The organism is Rhodothermales bacterium (genome assembly GCA_034439735.1).
Classification (GTDB): Bacteria; Bacteroidota; Rhodothermia; order Rhodothermales; family JAHQVL01; genus JAWKNW01.
In genome coordinates this window covers 1-21,516 of the sequence record JAWXAX010000018.1, presented here as the reverse complement: position 1 = coordinate 21,516, position 21,516 = coordinate 1, and the positions used below count along the sequence as shown (strand labels likewise).

Genomic DNA, 21,516 nt, shown 5'->3' with positions numbered 1-21,516 from the left:
TCGTTGTAGCACTGTCCTTGGTAAACGGTCCGAAGTATTAGAGGTGCGAATTCGCATCGCGGCGTCCAAAATACTGGCACGCATCCGTGACGATGCGTTATTATTTGCCGGCATCGATCCACATCGACTCATTCCGCCTCCTTTCAGGCATCGCCTCAGAACTATCTACTGATCACCTATCCACCCGTCACCTATTTCCATGGCAATAAAATCGAAAGCAGGCGAACAGGAACAGCTCCCCGCCGTCGCACTCCGGGTTTCCGAGGATGGGATGGGGGGCGAACTCGATAAAGTCCGCAGCATCCTTTTTGGCGAGCAGATCCGTGCCTACGAGGCGCGGCTGCGGCAGATGGAGGCGTCTTTCGCCGGCCAGGTCGGCGCGCTCCGCGAAGAAATGGCAGACCGGTTCGGTTCCGTAGATCAGGTGCTGAACGCCATGATGGCGCGTATAGAGGAGCATCTCGCGAACGATCGCCAGACAAACGCCGGCCACGATGCCGACCGCCAGGCGGATATCGCCAGCCTCGGCGAACGCATGGATGCGGCCGAAAAGGCGTTTACCGAGCGCCTCCAGGCCTTGGAGCAGGACTACCGCACCACGCTCGCCGCCCGCGCGGATGCGTTGACGGCCGCTTTACACACCCAGGTCGAAGCCCTATCCCTGCAGTTGCAGACCTCCCACACGCGCCTCGATTCGGATAAAATCGACCGCCGGCAACTCGCCACGTTCATGAACCAGCTGGCCGACCAATTAAACGGCGCCGGCGCCTGATTCGGGTCTTATCCCATCGATCCTATGAACGAGCCCTCACCGCCGTCGCCCCCCGGGCGACGCGCGAGCGACGACGCGCCGGCCCACGCGGCCGAGATGCAGGAGTTGCGCCGGCTTCTGATTGGCGAAGAAGCCGAACAGGTCGACCGCCTCGAGCGCCGCGTCGATCGGGTAGCGGCCATGGAAGAGGAGGGGCAAATCCCCGCCATGAGCCGGACGTTGCCCGAGGCCATCGCGCTCCACGGCGAGGATTCCCGCCTGCTCGCTAATGCGCTCGGGCCGACGATCGAAAAAACGATTCATTACTCGATCCGCCGAAACCCCAAACCGTTCGTCGACGCCCTTTTCCCGATCATCGGCCCCGCTATCCGGCGCAGCATCGCGGAGGCGCTGCGGGGAATGGTGGAGACGATCAATCGCACGCTGGAGCATAGCCTCTCGGTGCGAAGCCTGCAGTGGCGGCTGGAAGCGGCGCGCACGGGCCGGCCGTTCTCCGAAGTCGTCATCAGCCACACGCTCGCCTATCGGGTAGAGCACCTCTTTCTGATCGAGCGAAGCAGCGGGCTACCCATCCAACACGTCACCTCCGAGCGTGCAGCCGAACTGGATCCGGATGTGATTTCGGGGATGATGAGCGCCGTGCAGGATTTCATGCGCGAGTCCTTCGGGGCGACGCGGGAGCAGAATCTGAACCGGGTGGAGATCGGTGACCTCACGTTGCTCATCGAGCCCGGCCCCCGGGCCGTCCTCGCGGCCGTCGTGCGGGGCGTCCTGACACGCGAACTGAGCGAACGGCTGCGGGACCTGATCGAGGTCATCCATCTGCAGCATGGCCAGGAGTTCCAGGACTTTTCCGGGGACATGGCCGCCTTTGAGCACCTGCGGCCCCTGCTGAACGCCGGCCTGCACATGGAGACGCGGCCTGTAGCCTCGAGCGGACGCTGGGTCTGGCTCGGCCTCGGCGTGTTTTTCCTGGGCAGCGCCATCTGGCTGGCGATGGTCGCCATGGAGTACCAGCGGTTTCAGGGGTACGTGGACCGTCTGCGGGGCGAACCGGGGATCATCGTAGTAGACGCCGGGCGTGGCGACGGTGATTGGTATGTGCGAGGTTTACGCGATCCCTTCGCCCTAGTCCCACCGGCAGAGGGACCTGATGCCGACCGCATCACCTTCCTGTGGCAGCCGTACCTCGCCCTCGAAACGACCGTACTGCTCCGGCGCATCGAGGCCCATTGGGAGGTCCCACCAACCGTCGAGCTTCATTTCTCCGGCGATACGCTCGTAGCTACAGGTACGGCGTCGGCCGACTGGATGCGGCGCGCTCGGGAGCGCGCGCTGGCCGCACCCGGCGTAGGCGGATACATCGATACGTCCCTGCGGCCGATCAGCGGTGTACCCATCGAGGAGCTCATCGAGCGCATCGGACAGTCGATCCTGTTTTTCCAGAGCGGGAGCGCCGCCATGCGTGAGGGGCAGGAGGCCGCCCTCATGGATGTCGCCGGCTTGATCATCGAGCTGACGGAGGGAAGCCGGCTCGCCGGCACAGCGCGCACGGCGGTCGTAACCGGCCATGCCAGTCGCGAGGGCGACCCGGCCGTCAACCGCCGGCTGCGCGACGCTCGCGCCGCGATAGTGCGCGACGCGCTTATCAGCCGCGGGGTTCCGGCTGAGGTGCTACGCGTCGAATCGGGCGCCGGGGTGACGGTTGGTCGGCCTGGGGAGCCGTTTCTGGATCGGAGCGTGACGTTTAGCGTGATCGATGCCGGCTGAGCCGAACCGCAGTTGCGGCATTACTGGAGGACCGTAGCATCTTGTGTGGCATTATCATACAGCGTGTGCGCAGCATGGAGTGAAGTATGGAGCAGGTATGAATACCAGGCGGGAATAAAAAGCGGATAATGGGCCTTGATTGGGTTTTTTCCCCCTTGTCAGTGCGAATTGGCCGGCGCTATACTGCGCATGCCTTACGGCCCGGGCCAATTGGCATGGACTTCGTAATCAGCGCTAACAGACAAAAAAAAGGCTCTCGGGCCGCCTTGTTTTTACGCTCGGGTACATCGCCGGCTATTCGCGCTACAGCCGGATTCGGCGCATCTACCCATCGACTCTTCAGCTGATGTATCGGCTGTATTCCAGGAACTGGGGATGGAGTTTATCCCTGGTCGGGAGAGGGGGCCGTACCTTAGTGGGTCGGGTGCGGTCCCTTCTCCTTATGCTTGGAGCCCTTTTCCCATCAGGGAGGGGGCCTCGCCTTAGTGGGTCGGGCGAGGTCTTCTCCCCGGGAATACCCCCCTGAATCCCCCCTTGAGGGAACGCGCCGATGTGGGTCGGGCGCGTTCCCTCTTTTTGTTTTGTGCGAGTCCGGGGTTCATGTCATGCCGCGCCTCGCGAACCGTCGTGCAAGAACGCCCTGCGCCGTTAAAACACCTCATCGCTATTCGCGAATCATGCGAATCAGGAGTTGAAACACGGCGCATACTGGCTTCCGCCCCACGCTCCAGGGTCGTCGTCCCCCGGTCAAAGCCGGGGGCAGGCTCCCAACTCGATTGGGGAAGACGAAGAATGGGGGGTTTGACATAGTTCAACTCCTGATTCGCATTAATCACGAATCGCTACTCGCTAATCAAGCCCGTCGCGGGGCGATGAGGCTGGAAATCCCTACTTTGCGGACCTTTCCAATTAACCCTCATCCGTTTTTTCCCATGAACGTCTTCGTATCAGGCGGCGCCGGTTACATCGGCAGCGCGACCGTCGCCCACTTGCTGGAGATGGGGCACCAGGTACTGGTGTTCGACAATCTGAGCCAGGGGCATCGCGAGGCGGTGGGCGCTGGTGCGGAGGTGATCGTGGCCGACCTGATGGACCGCGCCGCGATCGACGACGCGATGGTAGGATTCCGTCCGGACGCCGTGATGCATTTCGCCGCCTACTCCCTCGTCGGCCATTCGATGCAGCACCCGATCCTGTACCTGCGCGACAACGTGACGGCCGGCCTCAACCTGATGGAATCCGCCGCGGCGCACGGTGTGCGGCGTTTCATTCTCTCTTCCACCGCCAATCTGTTCGGGGTTCCGGAACGTATTCCGATCGATGAAGACACCCCCATCGCGCCGGGCAGCCCGTACGGCGAGTCCAAATGGTACCTGGAACGCGCCTTACGTTGGATGGAGACCTGCGCCGGCATGCGCTACGCGGTGCTTCGCTATTTTAATGCGTGTGGAGCGATTTCGCCCGATCTCGGGGAGCACCATGAGCCGGAATCCCACCTGATTCCGCTCGTACTCCAGGTGGCGCTCGGGCAGCGCGAGGCGATCGTGGTGTATGGGGACGATTACGCCACGGCGGACGGCACCTGCGTTCGGGACTATATCCACGTAGTGGATCTGGCGCGGGCACACGTGCTGGCGCTCGGGGCGCTGGAAAATGAGAGCCGGACGTATAACCTCGGCAATGGGAAAGGCTTCAGCGTGCGCGAAGTCATCGACACGGCGCGGCTGGTGACGGGCCACCCGATACCGGAAGTGCGCGGCCCGCGCCGGCCCGGAGATCCCGCCTGCCTGATTGCCAGCAGCGACCGCATCCGGCGCGACCTCGGCTGGGCGCCGGCATTCAACGAGCTTCGCCCCATCATCCAGAGCGCATGGGACTGGCATCGGGCCCACCCACGGGGATTTGCGAACGGCGTGTAGCGCCCACTCCCCCACCCTTCCGCCACGCCAGCCCGAATCCGCCAGAACGCCGTCCGACCCCGTTTTTCGTCAGTTCAGGCCGGCTATCACATGAATGTTGAGTTAAAATGCCTACCTATCGTCGTGGTGTTCCGCCAGGTGGAAACGGCTCGGAAGAGCTTTTCTTTGAAACGTAGGGGTTTTAACGGCCCAGATCGTAGGTAAAGACACCTTAGAAGCTAAGGCCGTTTTTTATCCACGTATTGTAAATACAGGAGGGGCATAATATTATAGGGCTGTTAAAAACGACTAGCCACCAAGGAGAATCTCCAGAATTACGCTGTCTGGCGCCTCGGCGCCGCTCTTCCGGATGGATTACGAGAGACCGAGGTCTATCCATCCGGACCTGCCCCGAGCGGCGATCGGGTATGGGCCGTCAGGCAGCATCGGGAGGTTGCCACGCGTTTAGAGTAATCGGAAAACACATGCCGCGCGGGTCACCGCGCCTTTGTCTTGGAGCCAACGTCGCTGCCCTCTGATGGGGTCACACACCTTGTCTAAAGTACATAAACGAACGAACGAGTCGATTCGTATCGGCTTATTCGAAGTTTATGTCTTTTTGTATTCGTATCGGGTCCATCTCGGTGCAATGCAGATCGGCGCGACACGCTATGGGGACACAGAACATCCTTGAACCACAGTAAAACATATGGTGGAGAACATGCTACGAAAAAAGTGTGCGCTTCTTCTTCTCTTCATGCTTATGGTGCCTGTGCTCGCGTTTGCACAGACCACGGGTAAGCTGACCGGCCGGGTACTGGATACCGGGTCGGGCGAAGGGTTGCCGGGCGCCAGTGTCGTCATCCTGGATATTAACCTCGGTGTGGCGACAGACGTCGACGGATATTATACCATCGTCGGTGTGCCGGTCGGCACGTACGACATCCAGGTCTCGTTCGTCGGCTACCCCACGCAGACCGTGCAGGGTGTGGACGTCAACGCCGGCTATACGCGCGAACTCAACTTCGAGATGGCGCCGGGCGTCGAGCTCGACGAAATCGTCGTTGAGTACGAGCGTCCGCTGATTCAGAAGGACGCGGTGGGTGTGCCGAAGATCGTTTCGGCCGACGAAATCCAGCAGCTGCCGGTTCGTGGCCCCGAGGAACTGGCCAAGATCCAGGCCGGCGTCGTCGCGAAAGACGGTTCGGACGAGCTGTTCATCCGCGGCGGTCGTAGCGGTGAGGTCACCTTCTACATCGACGGCGTGAAGGTCCAGGGCTCGACGGGGCTTCCCCAGTCGGCCATCCAGCAGCAGGAGATGTTGATCGGTAACATCAACGCGCGCTACGGCGACGTGATGTCCGGCGTTATCAACATCACCACGAAGTCGGGCTCCAACCAGTTGTTCGGCTCGCTGGAGGCGATCACCTCGCAGTCGCTCGATGCCTTCGGCTACAACCTGGTATCCGGCACCGTTGGCGGCCCGCTGATCAAGAACAAGCTCAGCTTCTTCCTCTCCGGTGAGTATTCGGACGAAGCCGACAGCGACCCGCGCTATTTCGGGGCATTGCGGTTGAACGAAGCGACGCTTCAAAATCTGCAGGGCGCCCCGCAGGGGTTCCGTGGCCGCGATGCCAGTGGCAGCGCCGTCGTGATGCCGATCCCGGCGTCCCTGACGAGTGGCGCCACGCTGCTGGTTGACGATGCCGGCGCGCCGTTGGTCTCCAACGGCTCGCTCTCTTTCAGCGATGGGACCACGATTGCCGTCCCTGCCGGTGTCGAAGGCTCGACGATCAGCTTTACGCCGGTCGAGCGCGCCGAACAACTGACCGCCGCCGACTTCGATCTCGAGAAGGATAAAATTGGTGCTTCCGCCCAGAATCTTTCGGGTACCGGTAACCTGACCTGGAATATCCTCGAGAACGCTCGCCTCCGTGTGGGCGGTCGCGTCAATGTCGGCCAGTTCGATGGGATCAACCGGGAACTTGACGCCCTGTTCGCGCCGGAAATGGCGCAGCGGACGGATCGTTCGGACTATCAGGTCTTCGGTTCCTGGACGCAGTACATCGGGGACAAGACGTTCTTCCAGTTGCAGGCGGACTACAGCGACCGTCATGTCGAGAACTACGACCCGCGCATCGGCAACGACTTCGCCGACTTGCTCGAGTACGGCAACATCGACAACCCGATCTACTCCACCCTCGCCGGCTACAAGAATCCATCGTTCGTGGCAGAGACCCGCATCGATCAGCACGGTACGCCGGACGATCCGTCCGACGACACCGAGTTCACGGTCCAGGTCCCGCGGTATAGCAACGCCTTCAACGACGGCGCAAACATCTCGGGTCGTACGGTAAGCGCACTCGTTTCGCCGGTCGGGGGCCGCTTCAACGGCTACTCGAAATCCCGCAACGAGCAGATTCGCTTCACGGCTTCCGCGACCACCCAGGTCGGTCTGCACCAGATCGAGTTCGGTGGTGAGTTCGAAAAACGGACCAACCGCGCCTGGGGCATCACGGCCCGCACGCTCGCCCGCTACGTCAATGACGGCAATGCGGAGCAGGTTGCTGGCGATCCGAACCTGAATCCCCAGGGCTATTCCAGCTACGATGAAATTCCCTTCTTCGTACTGGATGACATTGCTGGCGGCTTTGGGTACGACCTCCGCGGGCAGAATGAAATCGACTCCGAAAACTTCGGGGCCTTCCTCGACCAGGACGTCAACAAGCCCCTGTCATCGTACAACATCGCGCCTTACGAGCCGATCTACTACGGTGGCTACATCCAGGACAAGATCGAGTTCAACGATATCGTGTTGAACCTGGGCGTTCGTGCCGACGTGTTCGATAACAATACCCGCGTCCTTAAGGACCGCTTCTCCCGTCGTCCGATCTGCCGCGCTGGCGATCTGGGTGCCACGGTGAATGGCGTGAGTTGTGGCGCCGGCGCGACGCTCCCTGGCACGATCGGAAGCGACTACTCGGTGTTCTATAGCGGTGACGACGTCATTGGCTATCGCGACCTGGAAGGCAACTTCTTCGACGCACAGGGCCAGGGTATCAACGCCGGCGACATCCTCCTGAATGGCAACGTTCGCTCGACGGGTGCGCAGATTTCGGAGGACATGTTCAAGGACTACGATCCGGTCTTCACCCTCATGCCGCGTATCGGCGTCAGCTTCCCGATCACCGACCAGGCGCTGTTCTTCGCCAGCTACGGTGTCGTGTCGCAGCGCCCGTCCTCCAACACGCTGGCGACGCTCGACGCGCTCGCCGGGACCGGCGGTATCGACAACACCGGTCTGCAGCCTGAAAAGACGACGAAGTACGAACTCGGCTTCCGTCAGCGTCTTGGCGAACGGTCGGCCTTCACGATCTCGGGCTTCTTCCATCAGATCGAGAACCTGATCCAGCAGCGGGAGATCCGTGGCGCCTCGCCGAGCGTGTACACGAGCTACGAAAACGTAGACTTCGGTACGGTGAAGGGTGTCGAATTCGACTTCGACCTCCGCCGGACGGGCAACACATCGGCTCGCATCAACTATACGCTCGCCTTCGCCGATGGCACGGGTTCCAGTAACAACACCACCAGCACGATCACATGGGTGGACGAAACCCCGCCAAACTTCATCAGCCCGCTGGACTTCGACCAGCGTCACAAGGTGAACGTATCGGTCGACTACCGCCTCGGCAAAGGCCAGGGCCCGTCGATCGGTGGTGTGCATGTGCTCGAGAACTTCGGTGTCAACGTACTGGCGACCGTCGGTAGCGGCTTCCCGTACACGCCGGTTATCGAGCCCTTCAACCGCGCCGGCGCCGCTCGCGCCACAAACCCGAAGGGCGCCATCAACAGCGCTCGCATGCCGTGGAGCAGCCGCCTCGATGTTCGCATCGACCGCGCCTTCCAGATCGGCAATGCGAACCTGAGCGCTTTCCTGTGGGTGCAGAACATCTTCGATCAGCGCAATGTGAACCTCGTGTGGCGTTATACGGGCATTCCGGATAACGACGGCTTCCTGGCCACGGACGCGGGTTCGCAGTGGCTGGCTGGTTCGCAGCCGGTTGGACAAACGCTGTATGAACACAGCAACCGCCAGCTGAACTGGGTGGGTCTGCCCCGCCTGACGCGCCTCGGTCTGCGGCTCAACTTCTGATCCCTGACGTTGCGTTTTTTCGCTATCGTAGGACACAATCTTGACGCGAAACATCATGAAATCTCTCTTTAAAATGATGTTCGTGTTCGTAGTGGCGCTCGGTATGAGCGCCACTACGGCACGGGCACAGAACTGCGAGCAAGCGCTTGGGGAGGCCTTCCTCGACGTGAACAACGTTCGAGCGCGCATCCTCAACAATGGCTCGCTGTTCTACCGTGGGGAACCCCACGTCTATGAAGTACCAAAAGGATCGGGCTCGAACGCGATCTTCATGTCGGGTGTCTGGATCGGCGGCTTCGTCGGGAACGAAACGTCCCCGCGTACGGCTGCTTCCACGTACGGCCCGTGGGAATTCTGGGCCGGCCCGCTTGACGAAAACGGCAACCCGCCCGCCGATTGCGGTGTGTTTGACCGGGTATTCAAGGTCAACAAGTCCGATATCGACAACTACGAAGCAACTGGCGCCACCACGCCGGCGATGCTCGGTTGGCCGACCGGTCTTGGCGCCCCGACCATCGCCCCCGTGGGTAACGGCATCGACGACGACGAAGACGGCGAAATCGACGAAGACGGCGAGCAGATCAAGTTCGACATCGCCGCGCCGCTCGCTTCCCGCGTCAATCGCGTGATCGACCTCGCCGGCGGCGAACGCCCGGCCATCCTGGGCGATCAGTCGATCTGGTGGGTTATGAACGACCGCGGCAACACGCACGAACGCAGCCAGTCCGCCCCGATCGGCGTCGAAGTGCATGGTATGGCATTCGCCTTTAACCAGGCGGGCGCTATCGGCGACATGACCTTCTACAAGTACAACATCTTCTACAAAGGTTCGCAACCGCTGGAGCGTGCCTACCTGGGTATCGTTTCCGACCCAGACCTTGGCGACTTCGCCGATGACTACGTGGGCTCGGACTCGACGCTCGGCCTGGGTTACGTCTACAACGCGGACAATGAAGACATCAGCGGCGAAGGCTACGGCACGCCGCCGCCGGCCGCCGGCTACGACTTCTTCCAGGGCCCCATCATCCCCTCGGTGGGTGATACGGCTCAGGTGAGTGGTCGCAAAATCCCGGACTTCAAAAACCTGGGGATGACCACCTACGCCTTCTACAACAACGGCGGTGGTGTCACGGGCGACCCGGCTACGGCGGAAGACTTCTACAACTACATGGATGGCCGTTGGCGTGACGGTCGTCAGTTCACCTTCGGTGGCAACGGACGTGATGAGGCCGGCGGTGGCTCTACCAGCCCGACCCGGTTCATGTACTCCGGCGATCCGGCAGCCAACACGGGGTGGACGGAACGCAACCCGGATCCGTTTACTGGCTCCGTGGCTCCGATCAGCCCCGGTGACCGTCGCTTCGCGATGGCCACGGGTCCGTTCACGATCAACCCGGGCGACCAGCAGGAGATCATCTTCGGTGTCGTGTTCGCCATTGGGGCAGACAACTGGGACTCCGTCTCCAAGCTCCGCCAGGTGGACGCGGCCGCGCAGTCGGCGTTCGATGTGAACTTCAACCTCGCACAGCCGCCCAACCCGCCGGTGGTCACGGTGACCCCGCTGGACGGGGAAGTGGTCCTCGAGTGGACCAATCCGCCCAACTCGAACAACTACCTGGATTCATACTCCGAATTTGACCCGCTCGCCGTCGTAGATCCGGATGCGCCCATCGAAGATAAAACCTACTTCTTCGAAGGGTATAAGATCTACCAGTTCGCGGACGTAGCGGACCAGATCGGTCAGGTCATTGCGACGTACGACGTGGCTAATGGAGTCACACGTGTGATCGACGGTGTGCCCGGTGAGCCGACGGAAGTCGTCGCCAGTGGTACGGACGTTGGAGTTCAGAACTTCCACCGGATCCAGAACCTGACGAACTATACGACCTACCACTTCGGCGTGCAGGCTTACTCATACAATGAGGCCTCCTTGCCGAAGATCTTCCCGAGCCCGATCGCTCGGTTCTCCATCATCCCCGCCCGTGGCGAGGACACGATCTCGGAAACAGCGATCGAAGCCGCCGCGAATCAGGCCGCACCAGATATATTGGCTGACCGTGCCGGCGTCGGCGAAGGCCGCGTTTGGGTTGATGTCGTGAATCCTGGCCGGGTTCAGAATGCGACCTACACGGTCGAATTCTACTCGTTCGATTTCCCGGACAAGGTTGACGGTCGCCTTGCTGAACAGGATGACGTTATCGATCCGGCTCCTGCGACGCCGCCGGTAGCCAACAAGAACGCCGCTACGGCCACGACATACGACATCAAACGGAACGGTACCGTCATTTTTGACGGTTCTTCCACTAGTGAGCCCGCTCCGCAGCGGGAGAAGGTTATCGTGATCGACGGCCTGCAGTTCAGTGTCGTGGGTCCAGAGTTGGGCATCAAGGCCTTCGGCGTCGTGAATAACTCCGCCGGCCCGGTCGATCCGCCGGACATGGGCGCGTTCGCCTTCAACGGCTCGGGCTTCCCGACGCTGGTGGATGGGGGTATCACGCCCGATGGCGCCTATCCGTTTCCCGATCGCCCGAACACGGGTGTGCAGCAGGTGAGCGGAGCCAACTGGGGCTTCCATGCCGGCGGCGCCGCGAGCATCAACTTCGGCCCGATTACGGAAAGCACGTTCCTCGGACGCGCCGTACGTAATGACAACCTCGATCGCATCTCGTTCTTCGACTTTGAGATGCGCTTCACGCAGGCATGCGCCGACGCTATCGATGGCGTCATCGCGGAGACGGACTGCCTCGCCTGGCGCGCTTTTGATGACGGTGCGATCGTGGAGGTGCCCTTCGAGCTCTGGCGTGTCGGCATTGGCACGTGCGGGGATGCAACAGACGACGTACGCCTCATTCCGGGGATGTGCGAAGAAGCATGCGGCGCAGGTACGGATTCGCTGACCTATGACCTTGGCGGCGATCATCCGATCTCAGGCGGCGACAACGATCCGTTCACGGACTGGGTCTACTGGTACTTGCCGGAAGACGGCGGTGTTACCCCGGGTTCTCAGGGTTATCTGGACTTCTTCTTCGGCACCGCAGGTACCGGTGGCGAAATTCTCGCCCGCACGGTGCTCGTTAACTTCAACGGTGGCGTGTTGCCGACGGTGAACGCCCCTCGACCCGAGAATGGCACGACGTTCCGTATCTACACCTTCAAACCGAGCCAGCCAGGCGACCTCTTTACGGTTAGCACGGCCGGCTTCGAAGTAGTGGCGGCATCGCAGACGCAGAAGGAAGAGGACCTCGAAACGATCGGCATCACTCCGAACCCCTACAAGGGCGCCTCGATCTACGAACGCAGCCAGCTGATCGATGAAGTCCGAATCACGAACCTTCCGACGGAAGCGACGATCCGCATCTTCACCTTGCACGGCACGCTGATCAGGACGTTGAGGAAAAACAGCCCGGAACGCTACCTCACCTGGGACCTTACGACGGAAGCGGGTCTTCCGATCGCCAGCGGTATGTACCTCGTGCAAGTCGAGGTGCCTAACGTGGGCAGTCAGACGATTAAGTTCGCCGTCGTCAAGAAACGCGTCCAGCTGAACGTGTTCTAGCACCGAATCCCGTGGTGATATGGGGGGCGAAAGCCCCCCGTATCCCCGATTCTTCCTCGATATCTTGAAGACAACAGGGTTTTAGATATGAAAGCATTGATGCACAAAACATTGTCGTTGGGGATCGGCTTGCTGGCGCTCGGCCTGCTGCTCCTTAGCGCTCCGGAAGCGCGTGCGCAGGACGTAGGTAGCGGCGGTGGCACCACCGGGTCGTCCGGCTCCCGTGCCGGTACGTCCGGCGCCACCGAACTGCTGGTGCCGCTTACGGCACGCTACACGGCCCTCGGCGGCACGTCCACCAGCGGTCTGGCGGACATGAACGGGATTGAGGCGCTGTATGCCAACCCGGCCGGCCTCGCGTTGAACACCGGCACCGCCGGCCTCTTCAGCCGCGTGGAGTACGTTGCCGACATCGGCGTGAACTACTTTGGTATCGCGCAGAACTTTGGTGACTTCAACAACATCGCGTTCACGATCGCGGCCTGGGACTTTGGCGATATCCCCGAAACCACGGAGGATTCCCCGGAGATCACGGACGTGACGTTTAACGTGTCGTACCTGACGGCAGGCCTCTCCTACTCGCGTCAGATCACCGACCGCATCGCGGCCGGTGCTACGATGAAGCTGGTCAACGAGTCCATCGACGACGTGAGCGCTTCGGCGGTCGCGTTCGACGCGGGTATGACCTACAACCTGAGTGAGATCGGCCTTCGCCTGGGCGTCAGCCTGAAGAACATCGGTAACGAGTTGACCTTCACCGGTACGGGCCTCTCGCGCAGCGTGAAGGTGCCCGGCCAGGACCCGTCGGCCAACAACAATACCCTGGCCCTCGAGAGCGAAGGCGTCCAGATGCCGACGCTGCTCAACGTGGGTCTTGCGTATACCGTACCGATCGCCGGCTCCAACTATGTCAGCTTCCTGACGAACTTCCGATCGAACTCGTTCGACCAGGATCTGTACTCGGGCGGCATCGAACTCGGCTTCCAGAATATTCTCTATATTCGTGGCGGCTACCAGTTCGCGGAAGACATGGATCTGACGTTCTATCAGGGCGCGGCCTTCGGCGGCGGTCTGAACCTGAATGTGGGCGGCACCCGGATCGCGCTCGACTACGCGTACCAGCCGACCGACTTCTTCTCGGACGTCCAGTACATCACGGCTTCGTTCTCGCTGTAATCGATACGAAACGGTAGCAGCTACGTCATCCCCCGGCTTTGACCGGGGGATGACGTGTTTTGGGGCAGTCGCTACCCCAAGAAAAAAGCCCGGCGCGCATCCGCGTACCGGGCTTTTTTATTTCAGTAGCGACGGGGTATCAGCCCTTGACGCCCTGCTTGGCCTGGAACGCTTCCCAGTCCGAGAGGAACTTCGCGAGGCCGTTGTCTGTCAGCGGGTGGTGCAGGAGGGACTTGATCACGCCCAGTGGCATCGTGCCCACATGCGCGCCGGCCATCGCACATTCCACGACGTGCATCGGGTGGCGGATCGAAGCCGCCAGGACCTGCGTCGCGAGGTTGTAGTTCTTGTAGATCGTTACGATTTGACGGATCAGGTCCATCCCGTTCTGCGAGATGTCGTCCAACCGGCCCACAAATGGGCTGATGTACGTGGCACCGGCCTTGGCGGCAATGAGGGCCTGCGTCGGCGAGAAACACAACGTGCAGTTCGTCCGGATGCCCTCGCTCGTAAACGTCTTGATGGCCTTGATGCCATCGAGGATGAGCGGCACCTTGACGACGACGTTCTTGTGGATTTTCGCCAGTGTCCGCCCTTCGGCGATAATGCCGGCATAATCCGTCGCCGTCACCTCGGCGGAAACGTCGCCATCGACAATCTCGCAGATCCGGTAGATGTGTTCGTGGAAGTTGACATTGCCGGCTTTCTTCATGAGGGACGGATTGGTCGTAACCCCGTCCAGCACGCCCATGTCATTGGCTTCTTTGATCTCGGCGAGATCGGCGGTGTCGATAAAGAACTTCATGATCGGTTTCGAAAGTGTCGTTAATGAGGACGATGAAACGCTATAAGGACGTCGTTACAAACCGGAAACGCACACAGCTGGCCTGATTCTCGCCTCAAGCGCGTGCACCAGCCGGAAACTCGGGCGCCGGCTCGATCCGGGAAGCTTTTGCCATCCGTCGCCGGCAAGGCCGGGCGCCACACTCGTGTCTGAATATCGGCGCTACGGCGGTTCGTCTTAATCAGCAAGCACTTCCGGGCAGCGGAAAGCCCCGGTCAAGACTGTCAGACGACGCGGTCCTAAAAACAGCCATACTATGACGCATCTCTGCCTGTTCGAAGACGCCCGGGTGCACCACCTGCGCCCTCTCATCGATATGCGCGCGGTGTATCAATTGCGCCCGGGGATGTTCACACTGCTGGATGCGACGCGCTTACTGCTTAATTCGTTTCCCGTAGTACTTCACTCGCGGCCAGACGTTGCATCGATCGTGGCGACCGCAACAGGGCTGTCGGTGAACCGGCTCCCGGTCGAAGCACCGGTGGTATTCGTAAACGGACGCTACCTGGCCGAAGCCGGCCCCGTCGCCCACCTGATCGCCGCCCTTTTTGAGCCCTCAGCGACCGAACAGGTGCTGGTCCAGGGCGACGACGTGATCGCCGCCCGCGTGCATCGTCCGCATCCCGATCTTCTACAGCGTCCCTCGCTGGAGCTGGATGCCTTCGCCGACCTCCAGCGCCAGCCGGTCGCCGGCGCGCGGCTGATAAGCCGGCTCTGGCACCTGATCGACGAGGTGCGACCCGCTTTGGTGCGCGACGCACGCACGTGCGAACGCCAGCCGGCGCGCTGGGATGCCACAGGGCTCGAGTTGGGCACAGGCGCCATCCTGGCCGCGCGAGAACGCATCTTCATCGGTGTCGGAGTGCACATCAGCCACGGCGCCATCCTGAATGCGACGCACGGCCCCATCGTGCTCGACGATGAGTCGTCCGTCCTCGAAGGGGCCATCGTTCGCGGGCCAGTCTATATCGGCAAACGCGCCACCGTCCGTGCCCGCGCGGAAGTCGAGGGGAGCAGCATCGGGCCCGGGTGCAAGGTGGGCGGCGAGGTGTCCGACGTGATCATGCACGCCCACGCTAACAAGGGTCACGCCGGCTTTCTTGGCCACTCGTACATCGGGAAATGGTGCAACCTGGGGGCCGGGACAAATGTCTCCAACCTTCGGAACGACTACGGCGAAGTGGCCCTGTATAACGCGTACCTGGAGGCTTTTGAACCCTCCGGCCGGCAGTTTCTAGGGGTCTTCATGGGCGATCACACCAAGCTGGGGATCCAATCCATGGTCAACACCGGCTCGGTCTTCGGCGTGTCGTGTAATCTCTTCGGAGCCGGCTACCTGGAGCGTCACGTCCCGTCCTTCTCGTGGGGCGGCCCATTATCCGGGCTGGAGCCGTACCGGATCGATAAGGCGCTTCGGGTGGCGGAGGTGATGATGGCCCGCCGTAACCTCCACATGACGGCTGACGAACGAGTGCGTCTTCAGGCGCTTTGCCGCATCGCGCATTCCGTTCAGGCGTGAAGGCGGGCAGGGAGCCGCTCAACTGCCTTTCACGACGATCATCGTCAGATCGTCGCTGAGTAATGTCGCGCTACCCGTGAACGAAATGATGTCCGACCGCACGGCGTCGAGGATGTCCTGGGCCGATTGCTGATGGAGATCGCGCAGCAATTGGATCAGCCGTTCTTCGCCATATTCGTCTTCGTTGGGCCCCATCGCTTCCGTGACGCCGTCGGTGAAGAGGGCGAGCACGTCGCCAGAACCGAGAAATAGCGTCCCACGCTCATACGGGATGCCCTTGATGACGCCCAGCAAGAGACCGCCTTTTTCAAGCAGTTCAACGTCGCCGGAGGCGCGCAGGAGCATAGGGGGATTGTGGCCGGCGTTGACATAGTCCACGCGTCGCTCTCCCGGCGTGTAGACGGCCAGAAACGCCGTGATAAACTTGTCGAAGGCCGTATTCTGGCAGATGACGCGGTTCATGTGGCCTGCCACTTCCTCAAGTGTTAGCTCCATCGGCGTCAACGTGTGCAGGCAGGCCTGGAGGTTAGCCATCAGCAGCGACGCCGGCAACCCCTTGCCTGTCACGTCGGCGATGGCCATAAGCAGGCTGCCATTGGATTGCGAAACGAGATCGTAGTAGTCGCCGCCCACATGCCGGCTCGGGAACGCCATGGCCGCGATTTCGATGCCAGCCAGCTCCGGGATTTCCTGGGGCAACAAGCCCAACTGGATGTCGCGAGCCAGCCGAAGTTCTTCCTCCAGCCGTTCCTTCTCGATCTGCTCTTCGACGAGGTAGGTGTTCTGGAGGCTCACATAGGCCAGGTTGCCAAATGCGGAGAGGAGCTCCAGGTCGTCGTCGACAAACGGCTTCCCGGTCATCTTGGGCCCGAGGCAGAGCACGGCGCTGGTTTCATCCTGGTGGCGGATGGGGAGGATGAGCGTCATGCCGCAGGCAGAAATTGGCGCAAGTTCGGCGGGTGTCTCTGTACTCAGCAGGCAATCGGTCTGCAGTGCGTCCAGTGCGTCCATCGTGGCCTCCGGAAAAAAGCAGTCCGGGACGTTGTGAGAGGCGATCACATGGAGCCCATTCGGTGTATCGGGCGCTCCGCCGGGCCGGCGCATGATAAACAGATACTTGTTGATCAGCATCTGCCCCATCAGCGTGAACGTCAGCATCTTGAGCAGTTGCGAACGGTCGAACGTGGCGTTGAACTGTTGCGAGAGATCGAACAGCGTGTTCAGCTGCTGGATCTTACCGTCGAGCGTCCGGTTCGTCTGTCGCAACTCCTCGACGACCAACGAGTTCTTGACGGCCGCGGCCGACATGTTGACGAGCGATTGGATGAATTCGAGCTCTTCATCGCTGAAGGGGACGCCGGTGGCCTTTTTCCCGAGTCCAACGAGACCAATCAGCTTGTCGGAACTGATGATCGGAAGGAGAAGCACCACCTGATGTCTACGGAGCGTCTCCGGCACCTCATCGTCTCGCAGGATATGTTTTATCGCCGCCATGTCCACGGCGATGGTACTCTCGACGGGGATATCCCACAGCCCTTTTACGATGACCGCCCGGTAGACGCCGGGTTGTTTGCCGTCGAGGAGGCCGATGCCCCGGGTGACGAGCAGCTTGCTCATCGCCGTGAGTAGCAGGTTGTTGAGGACGAAGGAGAGGTCGAGCGAGCCACTGAGCAGCCGGCTCGCTTCAAATAGCGCCCGAAGATCGTAGCGTTTGGCGCGTTGGACGTGAGACGGCGTATCCTGCATCGAAAGCAACAACTAACAGTGGATCGCGACCGCGTCAGACAGACAGTGTCAGACTGAGCGCGGTTCGTCGAGATGGATGACCTCGGCCTGGGTGGCTTTTCCATCGGTGAGGGTCAGGCGGACACAGGTCTTGACCAGATGGAAGCCCTGCTGGCCGGCGGCTCCGGGGTTAATATAGAGCATATTCCGGAGCGATTTGTCGCGTTCGATGCGAAGGATGTGGCTGTGGCCGCAGATGAGCAAATCCGGTGGGTCGTCGCGGAGCAGGGCGCCTATGCCCCGCTGCCAGGCGCCGGGCCGGCCGGCGATGTGGGTCATCCAGATGCGCACCCCGCCCACTGTCTTTTTGTAGTGCTCCTCGCTGCGCCGGCGAATCGACTGCCCGTCGATGTTGCCCCAGACGGTGCGTGTCGGGGCAAGTTCTTCCAGGCGATCGAGGATGTCCGGCGTGCCGACGTCGCCGGCGTGCAGAATCAGGTCCACGCCCGTGAAATAGGTCGGAATCGAAGGATGGAAATAGCCGTGCGTGTCGGCGATGATGCCGATCAGCATGGAGGGTGCGGGCTAACGGGCATGGATACTACAGACGGGATCCGATTAGCGAAGCATGAGGCGCACGCCGACGCGCCGGCGCGACCGCGGCCAGTTGGCGCTTTCGGGCGCCCATTGCACGATGGGCAGGCCAATGAAGGGTAGGATCTGATAACCCGGTCGGTTGAACTCGAGCCCACTCCGCAACCAGACAGCGCCGCCGATATAGTCCGAATCGATCGTCACTTCCTGCTCGCCGATCGATTTCTGAGAGGCCTTCGGGGAAAGCTCGAGGAAGGAGGTTTCGACGAGGTCGTAGTTGCCGGCCTGGCCGAGGAGGGAGAAGAAGACATTGGAGCCGGCCGGGTCGAACGCGAAGTCGTACCCCAGCATCAACCGGGCTTCCCATCCGAAGGCCCGGGTGTAAATGATATCCACATTCCGATTCGGATCGTCAGCCCCGAGGCTATGAAGCACGTAGCTGCCGCTCCCGACGCCCGGCGTCGGCTCGTCGCCCAACACCCACTGCTCGTAGCCGAGGCGGATCCGGCGCACGCCGAAGGCAAAATTAGAAGTAGTCGTCGGCGTAATGCTGCTCGAAGAGAGCCAGCCGAGGTCCATCTGGGGGAATCCCACCGGGCCGTCGAACGAGGGGTCGACAGCGAGGCGCAGAGCGAAGGTGGTTTCTTCGTTGCGCTCGTAGTAGGTGAAGACCACCCAGCTGAGGGCCAGACCGCCGCGGGTGGAGTTGCCGGCGGCGTCGATGATGCCGCTCATGTCAAGCTGGGGAGCAAGCTGGTAATCCAGTCGAAAACTCAGGCCCAGGGGGTTGGCTTCGAGTGACTGGAGGCCGTCGTCCTGGATGACGCCGGCGGCCCGGTACGAGACTTCGCCCGAAAGGGCGTATCCCCCAAAAAACTCCCGCTGGGTCTGCTCGCTCCGGTAGAAGGGATCGTAAGCCTGGAATGGCTGCTGGGCGTACACCCCCCCGGCGCCCGTTGCAACGAGCAGCGTCAAGAGTCCTAAGGCGCGATGTGCAGACGGGCTTGGCAACGCAAGGGCAGCGCGAGGCTGCAAAAAAGTCCGGGCAGCGGAGTGAGAAAGCGGAGTGAGAAAGCGGAGTGAGAAAGCGGAGTGAGAACCGGAGGGGGAAACCGCTTCCAAGAAAATGAAAAAAACATTCTTGTGCCAGTCCGGCCGAGAGCCATCGCTACTTCGTCACGATCTGGCTGGCTGGACTCGGGCGTTCAGTGCATTGGGGCCAGGGTTTAGACGCCGTCAGAGTGAATGCGTTTCTCCAGGCGCCAGCACCCGGGCGCGGTGGCCTTTTTCCTCGAACGACCGCGCCCAGGCGGCCGTGTCGATGGGCGGGAAGGTGCCGTGGTGGATCGGGACGTACATCTTTGCTCGCAGCATGTCGGCGGCCCGAAGGGAGGTCTGCGGCCCCACCGTGAATACGTCGCCCACAATGATTTATGGCTCGCGATGAATCGCCACCCGGTACAGCCAGAACACAAACGCCACAAACGCCCCGAGGCCCAGAGTGTGGGTGAGGACGTCGTACGCTCCCTCGCTCAAGCCGAGGGGGATGCGCAACACGTCCGTGCTCTCGGCGATCGCAAAGGGGATGGCGAGGAGGATGCCGACCAGCGCCTCGCCGGTGATGAGGCCGGAGGCGAACAGCAAACCGCGCTGCGCGGCTTTTTCAACTTCACCGTCATACCTGTCGCCCAGTTCGGCCCTGCGGCCCTCGAAAAAACGCGACACGGCGAACGCCGCCAATCCACCAATAAAGATGGCGGTTGACAGCTCCAGCGGCAGGTAGATGCCCACCGCCACCGCCAGCACCGGCGCCCGGAACGAGGAACCCCGCGCCTCGAGCACCCGATCGATCCCGATGATGGCCACGGCCACCAGGACCCCGAGGGCGATCATCGTCCAGGGCAGGTTGCGGGTGAACACGCCGTTCGCCACCGAACTCATCAGCGTCGCCTGGGGCGCCTGGAGCGCCTCGCCGGCGTCCATGCCGGCTCGTGGAAACACATCCCCCAGACCGTACGCCTGAAACAGCAGGCTCAAGACAGGGGCAATCACGAGCGCGCCGGCCACTACCCCGACCATCTGCATGATCTGCTGCTTGTACGGCGTCGCGCCAACGAGCTGGCCGGCCTTGAGGTCCTGCATATTGTCGCCGGCAATCGACGCCGCGCAGCAGACGACCGCGCCCACCAGGATGGCCGTCGCGGCCGCCCGGGTGGCCCGCGCGGTGTCGATCGAGAAGTCGATTTCCGTTCCGAGGATCCAGAATAACACCAGCGAGATGGATAACACGGTGGCGATCGTCACGCCGGAGATCGGATTGTTGGAGGAGCCCACGAGGCCCGCCATGTAGCCGGCGACGGACGAAAACAGGAAGCCGGCGACATAGGCGAATACGAGGGCGAGTGCAACCGTCGACCAGAACAGGCCGCTGCTGATGTCCAATGCCTGGTGCTGTACGACGCTGGTGAAGACGATGAACAGGGGGATGGTCAGCACCAGCGCACCGATCATGACGATATGGATCGGCGCATCGCGCTCGGTGCGGATCACCTGAACGGCGTTTCCACTACGCGAGGCGCGAACGGCCTCGAGGGATGACCGCACCCCGTCGCGGATGGGCTTGACGAGCAAAAAAAGCGCATAGATGCCACCCGTCGCCATCGCGCCGACGCCGAGGTACCGGACCTGCTTGCTCCAGATCGCCAGCGCCGCCTCATACCCCTCACTACTACCGACGATGCCTTGTACCGTATCGGGAGACGCCAGGGCCATAAAGATCGGGATACCGAAGAGCCAGGAAATCAGCCCGCCGGCAAACACGAGCGTTGCGATATTGAGCCCGATGATATATCCCACGGCCATCAGGGCCACCGATAAATCGCTCCCGAAACCGAATACCGACCGGCCGGCGGTGATGGCCCCGTCGATCGAGGACGCCGCCAGCTTAAAACCGGTCTGGCACACCTTGAAGATCGCCGCGCCGATCCCGGCCATCGCGATGTACCGCACGCCCTTGCCCCCTTCCGCGCCGGCCTTCAGCACTTCCCCCGTCGCCACGCCTTCGGGAAACTTCAGCCTCGCCTCGATGATCAGCGCCCGTCGCAGCGGAATGGTGAACAACACGCCCAGAATGCCACCCACCATGGCGATGGCGGTGGTCTCGATGTAGTTGAACCCCTGCCAGAATCCCAGCATCACCAGCGCCGGCAGGGTGAAGATCACGCCGGCCGCCAGCGCCTCGCCGGCCGAGGCGGCTGTCTGCACAATATTGTTCTCCAGGATGTTCGACTTCTTGAACATCCGCAAGACAGCCATCGAGATCACGGCCGCGGGAATCGAGGCCGACACCGTGAGCCCCACTTTTAACCCCAGATACGCGTTGGCCCCCGCCAGAATAGCCGAAAGCAAAAATCCGAGTACAACGGCCTTGATCGTGATCTCGGGCAACGACTGCGACGCCGGCACGTACGGCACGATGGGGTCGGTGTCGGCTGAGGATGAAGACATAT

Annotated in this window: 13 protein-coding genes; 7 read left to right on the top strand and 6 right to left on the bottom strand. The window is 61.6% G+C overall.

The annotated features are described in order from the left end of the window. Window positions 1-199: 199 nt before the first annotated feature. The 6 genes from SH809_00790 (at window position 200) to SH809_00765 (ending at window position 13,325) form a co-directional block, all read left to right on the top strand. Window positions 200-772: a hypothetical protein gene (locus tag SH809_00790; GenBank protein MDZ4698213.1), complete on the top strand. Its 573-nt coding sequence runs from the start codon at window positions 200-202 to the stop codon at window positions 770-772. A 24-nt stretch (window positions 773-796) separates the two neighbouring features. Beyond that, complete coding sequence (locus tag SH809_00785; GenBank protein MDZ4698212.1) at window positions 797-2,542, top strand: hypothetical protein; 1,746 nt, start codon at window positions 797-799, stop codon at window positions 2,540-2,542. A gap of 932 nt (window positions 2,543-3,474) precedes the next feature. Continuing rightward, window positions 3,475-4,461: a UDP-glucose 4-epimerase GalE gene (galE, locus tag SH809_00780; protein ID MDZ4698211.1), complete on the top strand. Its 987-nt coding sequence runs from the start codon at window positions 3,475-3,477 to the stop codon at window positions 4,459-4,461. 742 nt (window positions 4,462-5,203) lie between these two features. Further along, window positions 5,204-8,593 (top strand): TonB-dependent receptor, encoded by a 3,390-nt coding sequence (locus SH809_00775; GenBank protein MDZ4698210.1) that lies wholly within the window; start codon window positions 5,204-5,206, stop codon window positions 8,591-8,593. 55 nt (window positions 8,594-8,648) lie between these two features. Beyond that, complete coding sequence (locus SH809_00770; protein ID MDZ4698209.1) at window positions 8,649-12,149, top strand: T9SS type A sorting domain-containing protein; 3,501 nt, start codon at window positions 8,649-8,651, stop codon at window positions 12,147-12,149. A gap of 87 nt (window positions 12,150-12,236) precedes the next feature. After that, a complete protein-coding gene (locus SH809_00765; GenBank protein ID MDZ4698208.1) occupies window positions 12,237-13,325 on the top strand; it encodes a PorV/PorQ family protein in 1,089 nt (362 codons plus the stop codon). 139 nt (window positions 13,326-13,464) lie between these two features. Here SH809_00765 and fsa read toward each other — a convergent pair whose 3' ends face one another. Further along, window positions 13,465-14,130, bottom strand: coding sequence for a fructose-6-phosphate aldolase (fsa, locus tag SH809_00760; GenBank protein ID MDZ4698207.1), 666 nt, complete (start codon window positions 14,128-14,130; stop codon window positions 13,465-13,467). A gap of 295 nt (window positions 14,131-14,425) precedes the next feature. On the opposite strand from fsa, the gene SH809_00755 reads away from it, so the two are divergent. Beyond that, entirely contained in the window at window positions 14,426-15,688 is a 1,263-nt protein-coding gene (locus SH809_00755) for a putative sugar nucleotidyl transferase (GenBank protein MDZ4698206.1), read from the top strand. An 18-nt stretch (window positions 15,689-15,706) separates the two neighbouring features. Here the strand turns inward: SH809_00755 and SH809_00750 are convergent, their stop codons facing one another. The 5 genes from SH809_00750 to SH809_00730 form a co-directional block, all read right to left on the bottom strand. Continuing rightward, complete coding sequence (locus SH809_00750) at window positions 15,707-17,434, bottom strand: SpoIIE family protein phosphatase (protein MDZ4698205.1); 1,728 nt, start codon at window positions 17,432-17,434, stop codon at window positions 15,707-15,709. 48 nt (window positions 17,435-17,482) lie between these two features. Then, the gene (locus tag SH809_00745; GenBank protein MDZ4698204.1) at window positions 17,483-17,986 is read right to left on the bottom strand and encodes a metallophosphoesterase family protein; all 504 of its coding nucleotides are present in this window, start codon (window positions 17,984-17,986) and stop codon (window positions 17,483-17,485) included. A 45-nt stretch (window positions 17,987-18,031) separates the two neighbouring features. Beyond that, on the bottom strand, window positions 18,032-18,982 hold the full coding sequence (locus tag SH809_00740) for a hypothetical protein (GenBank protein MDZ4698203.1): 951 nt from the start codon (window positions 18,980-18,982) through the stop codon (window positions 18,032-18,034). Window positions 18,983-19,243: 261 nt separating this feature from the next. Next, window positions 19,244-19,381, bottom strand: a complete 138-nt coding sequence (locus SH809_00735) for a hypothetical protein (protein MDZ4698202.1) — start codon at window positions 19,379-19,381, stop codon at window positions 19,244-19,246. A 57-nt stretch (window positions 19,382-19,438) separates the two neighbouring features. Then, window positions 19,439-21,514, bottom strand: coding sequence for an oligopeptide transporter, OPT family (locus SH809_00730; protein ID MDZ4698201.1), 2,076 nt, complete (start codon window positions 21,512-21,514; stop codon window positions 19,439-19,441). Window positions 21,515-21,516: the final 2 nt, after the last annotated feature.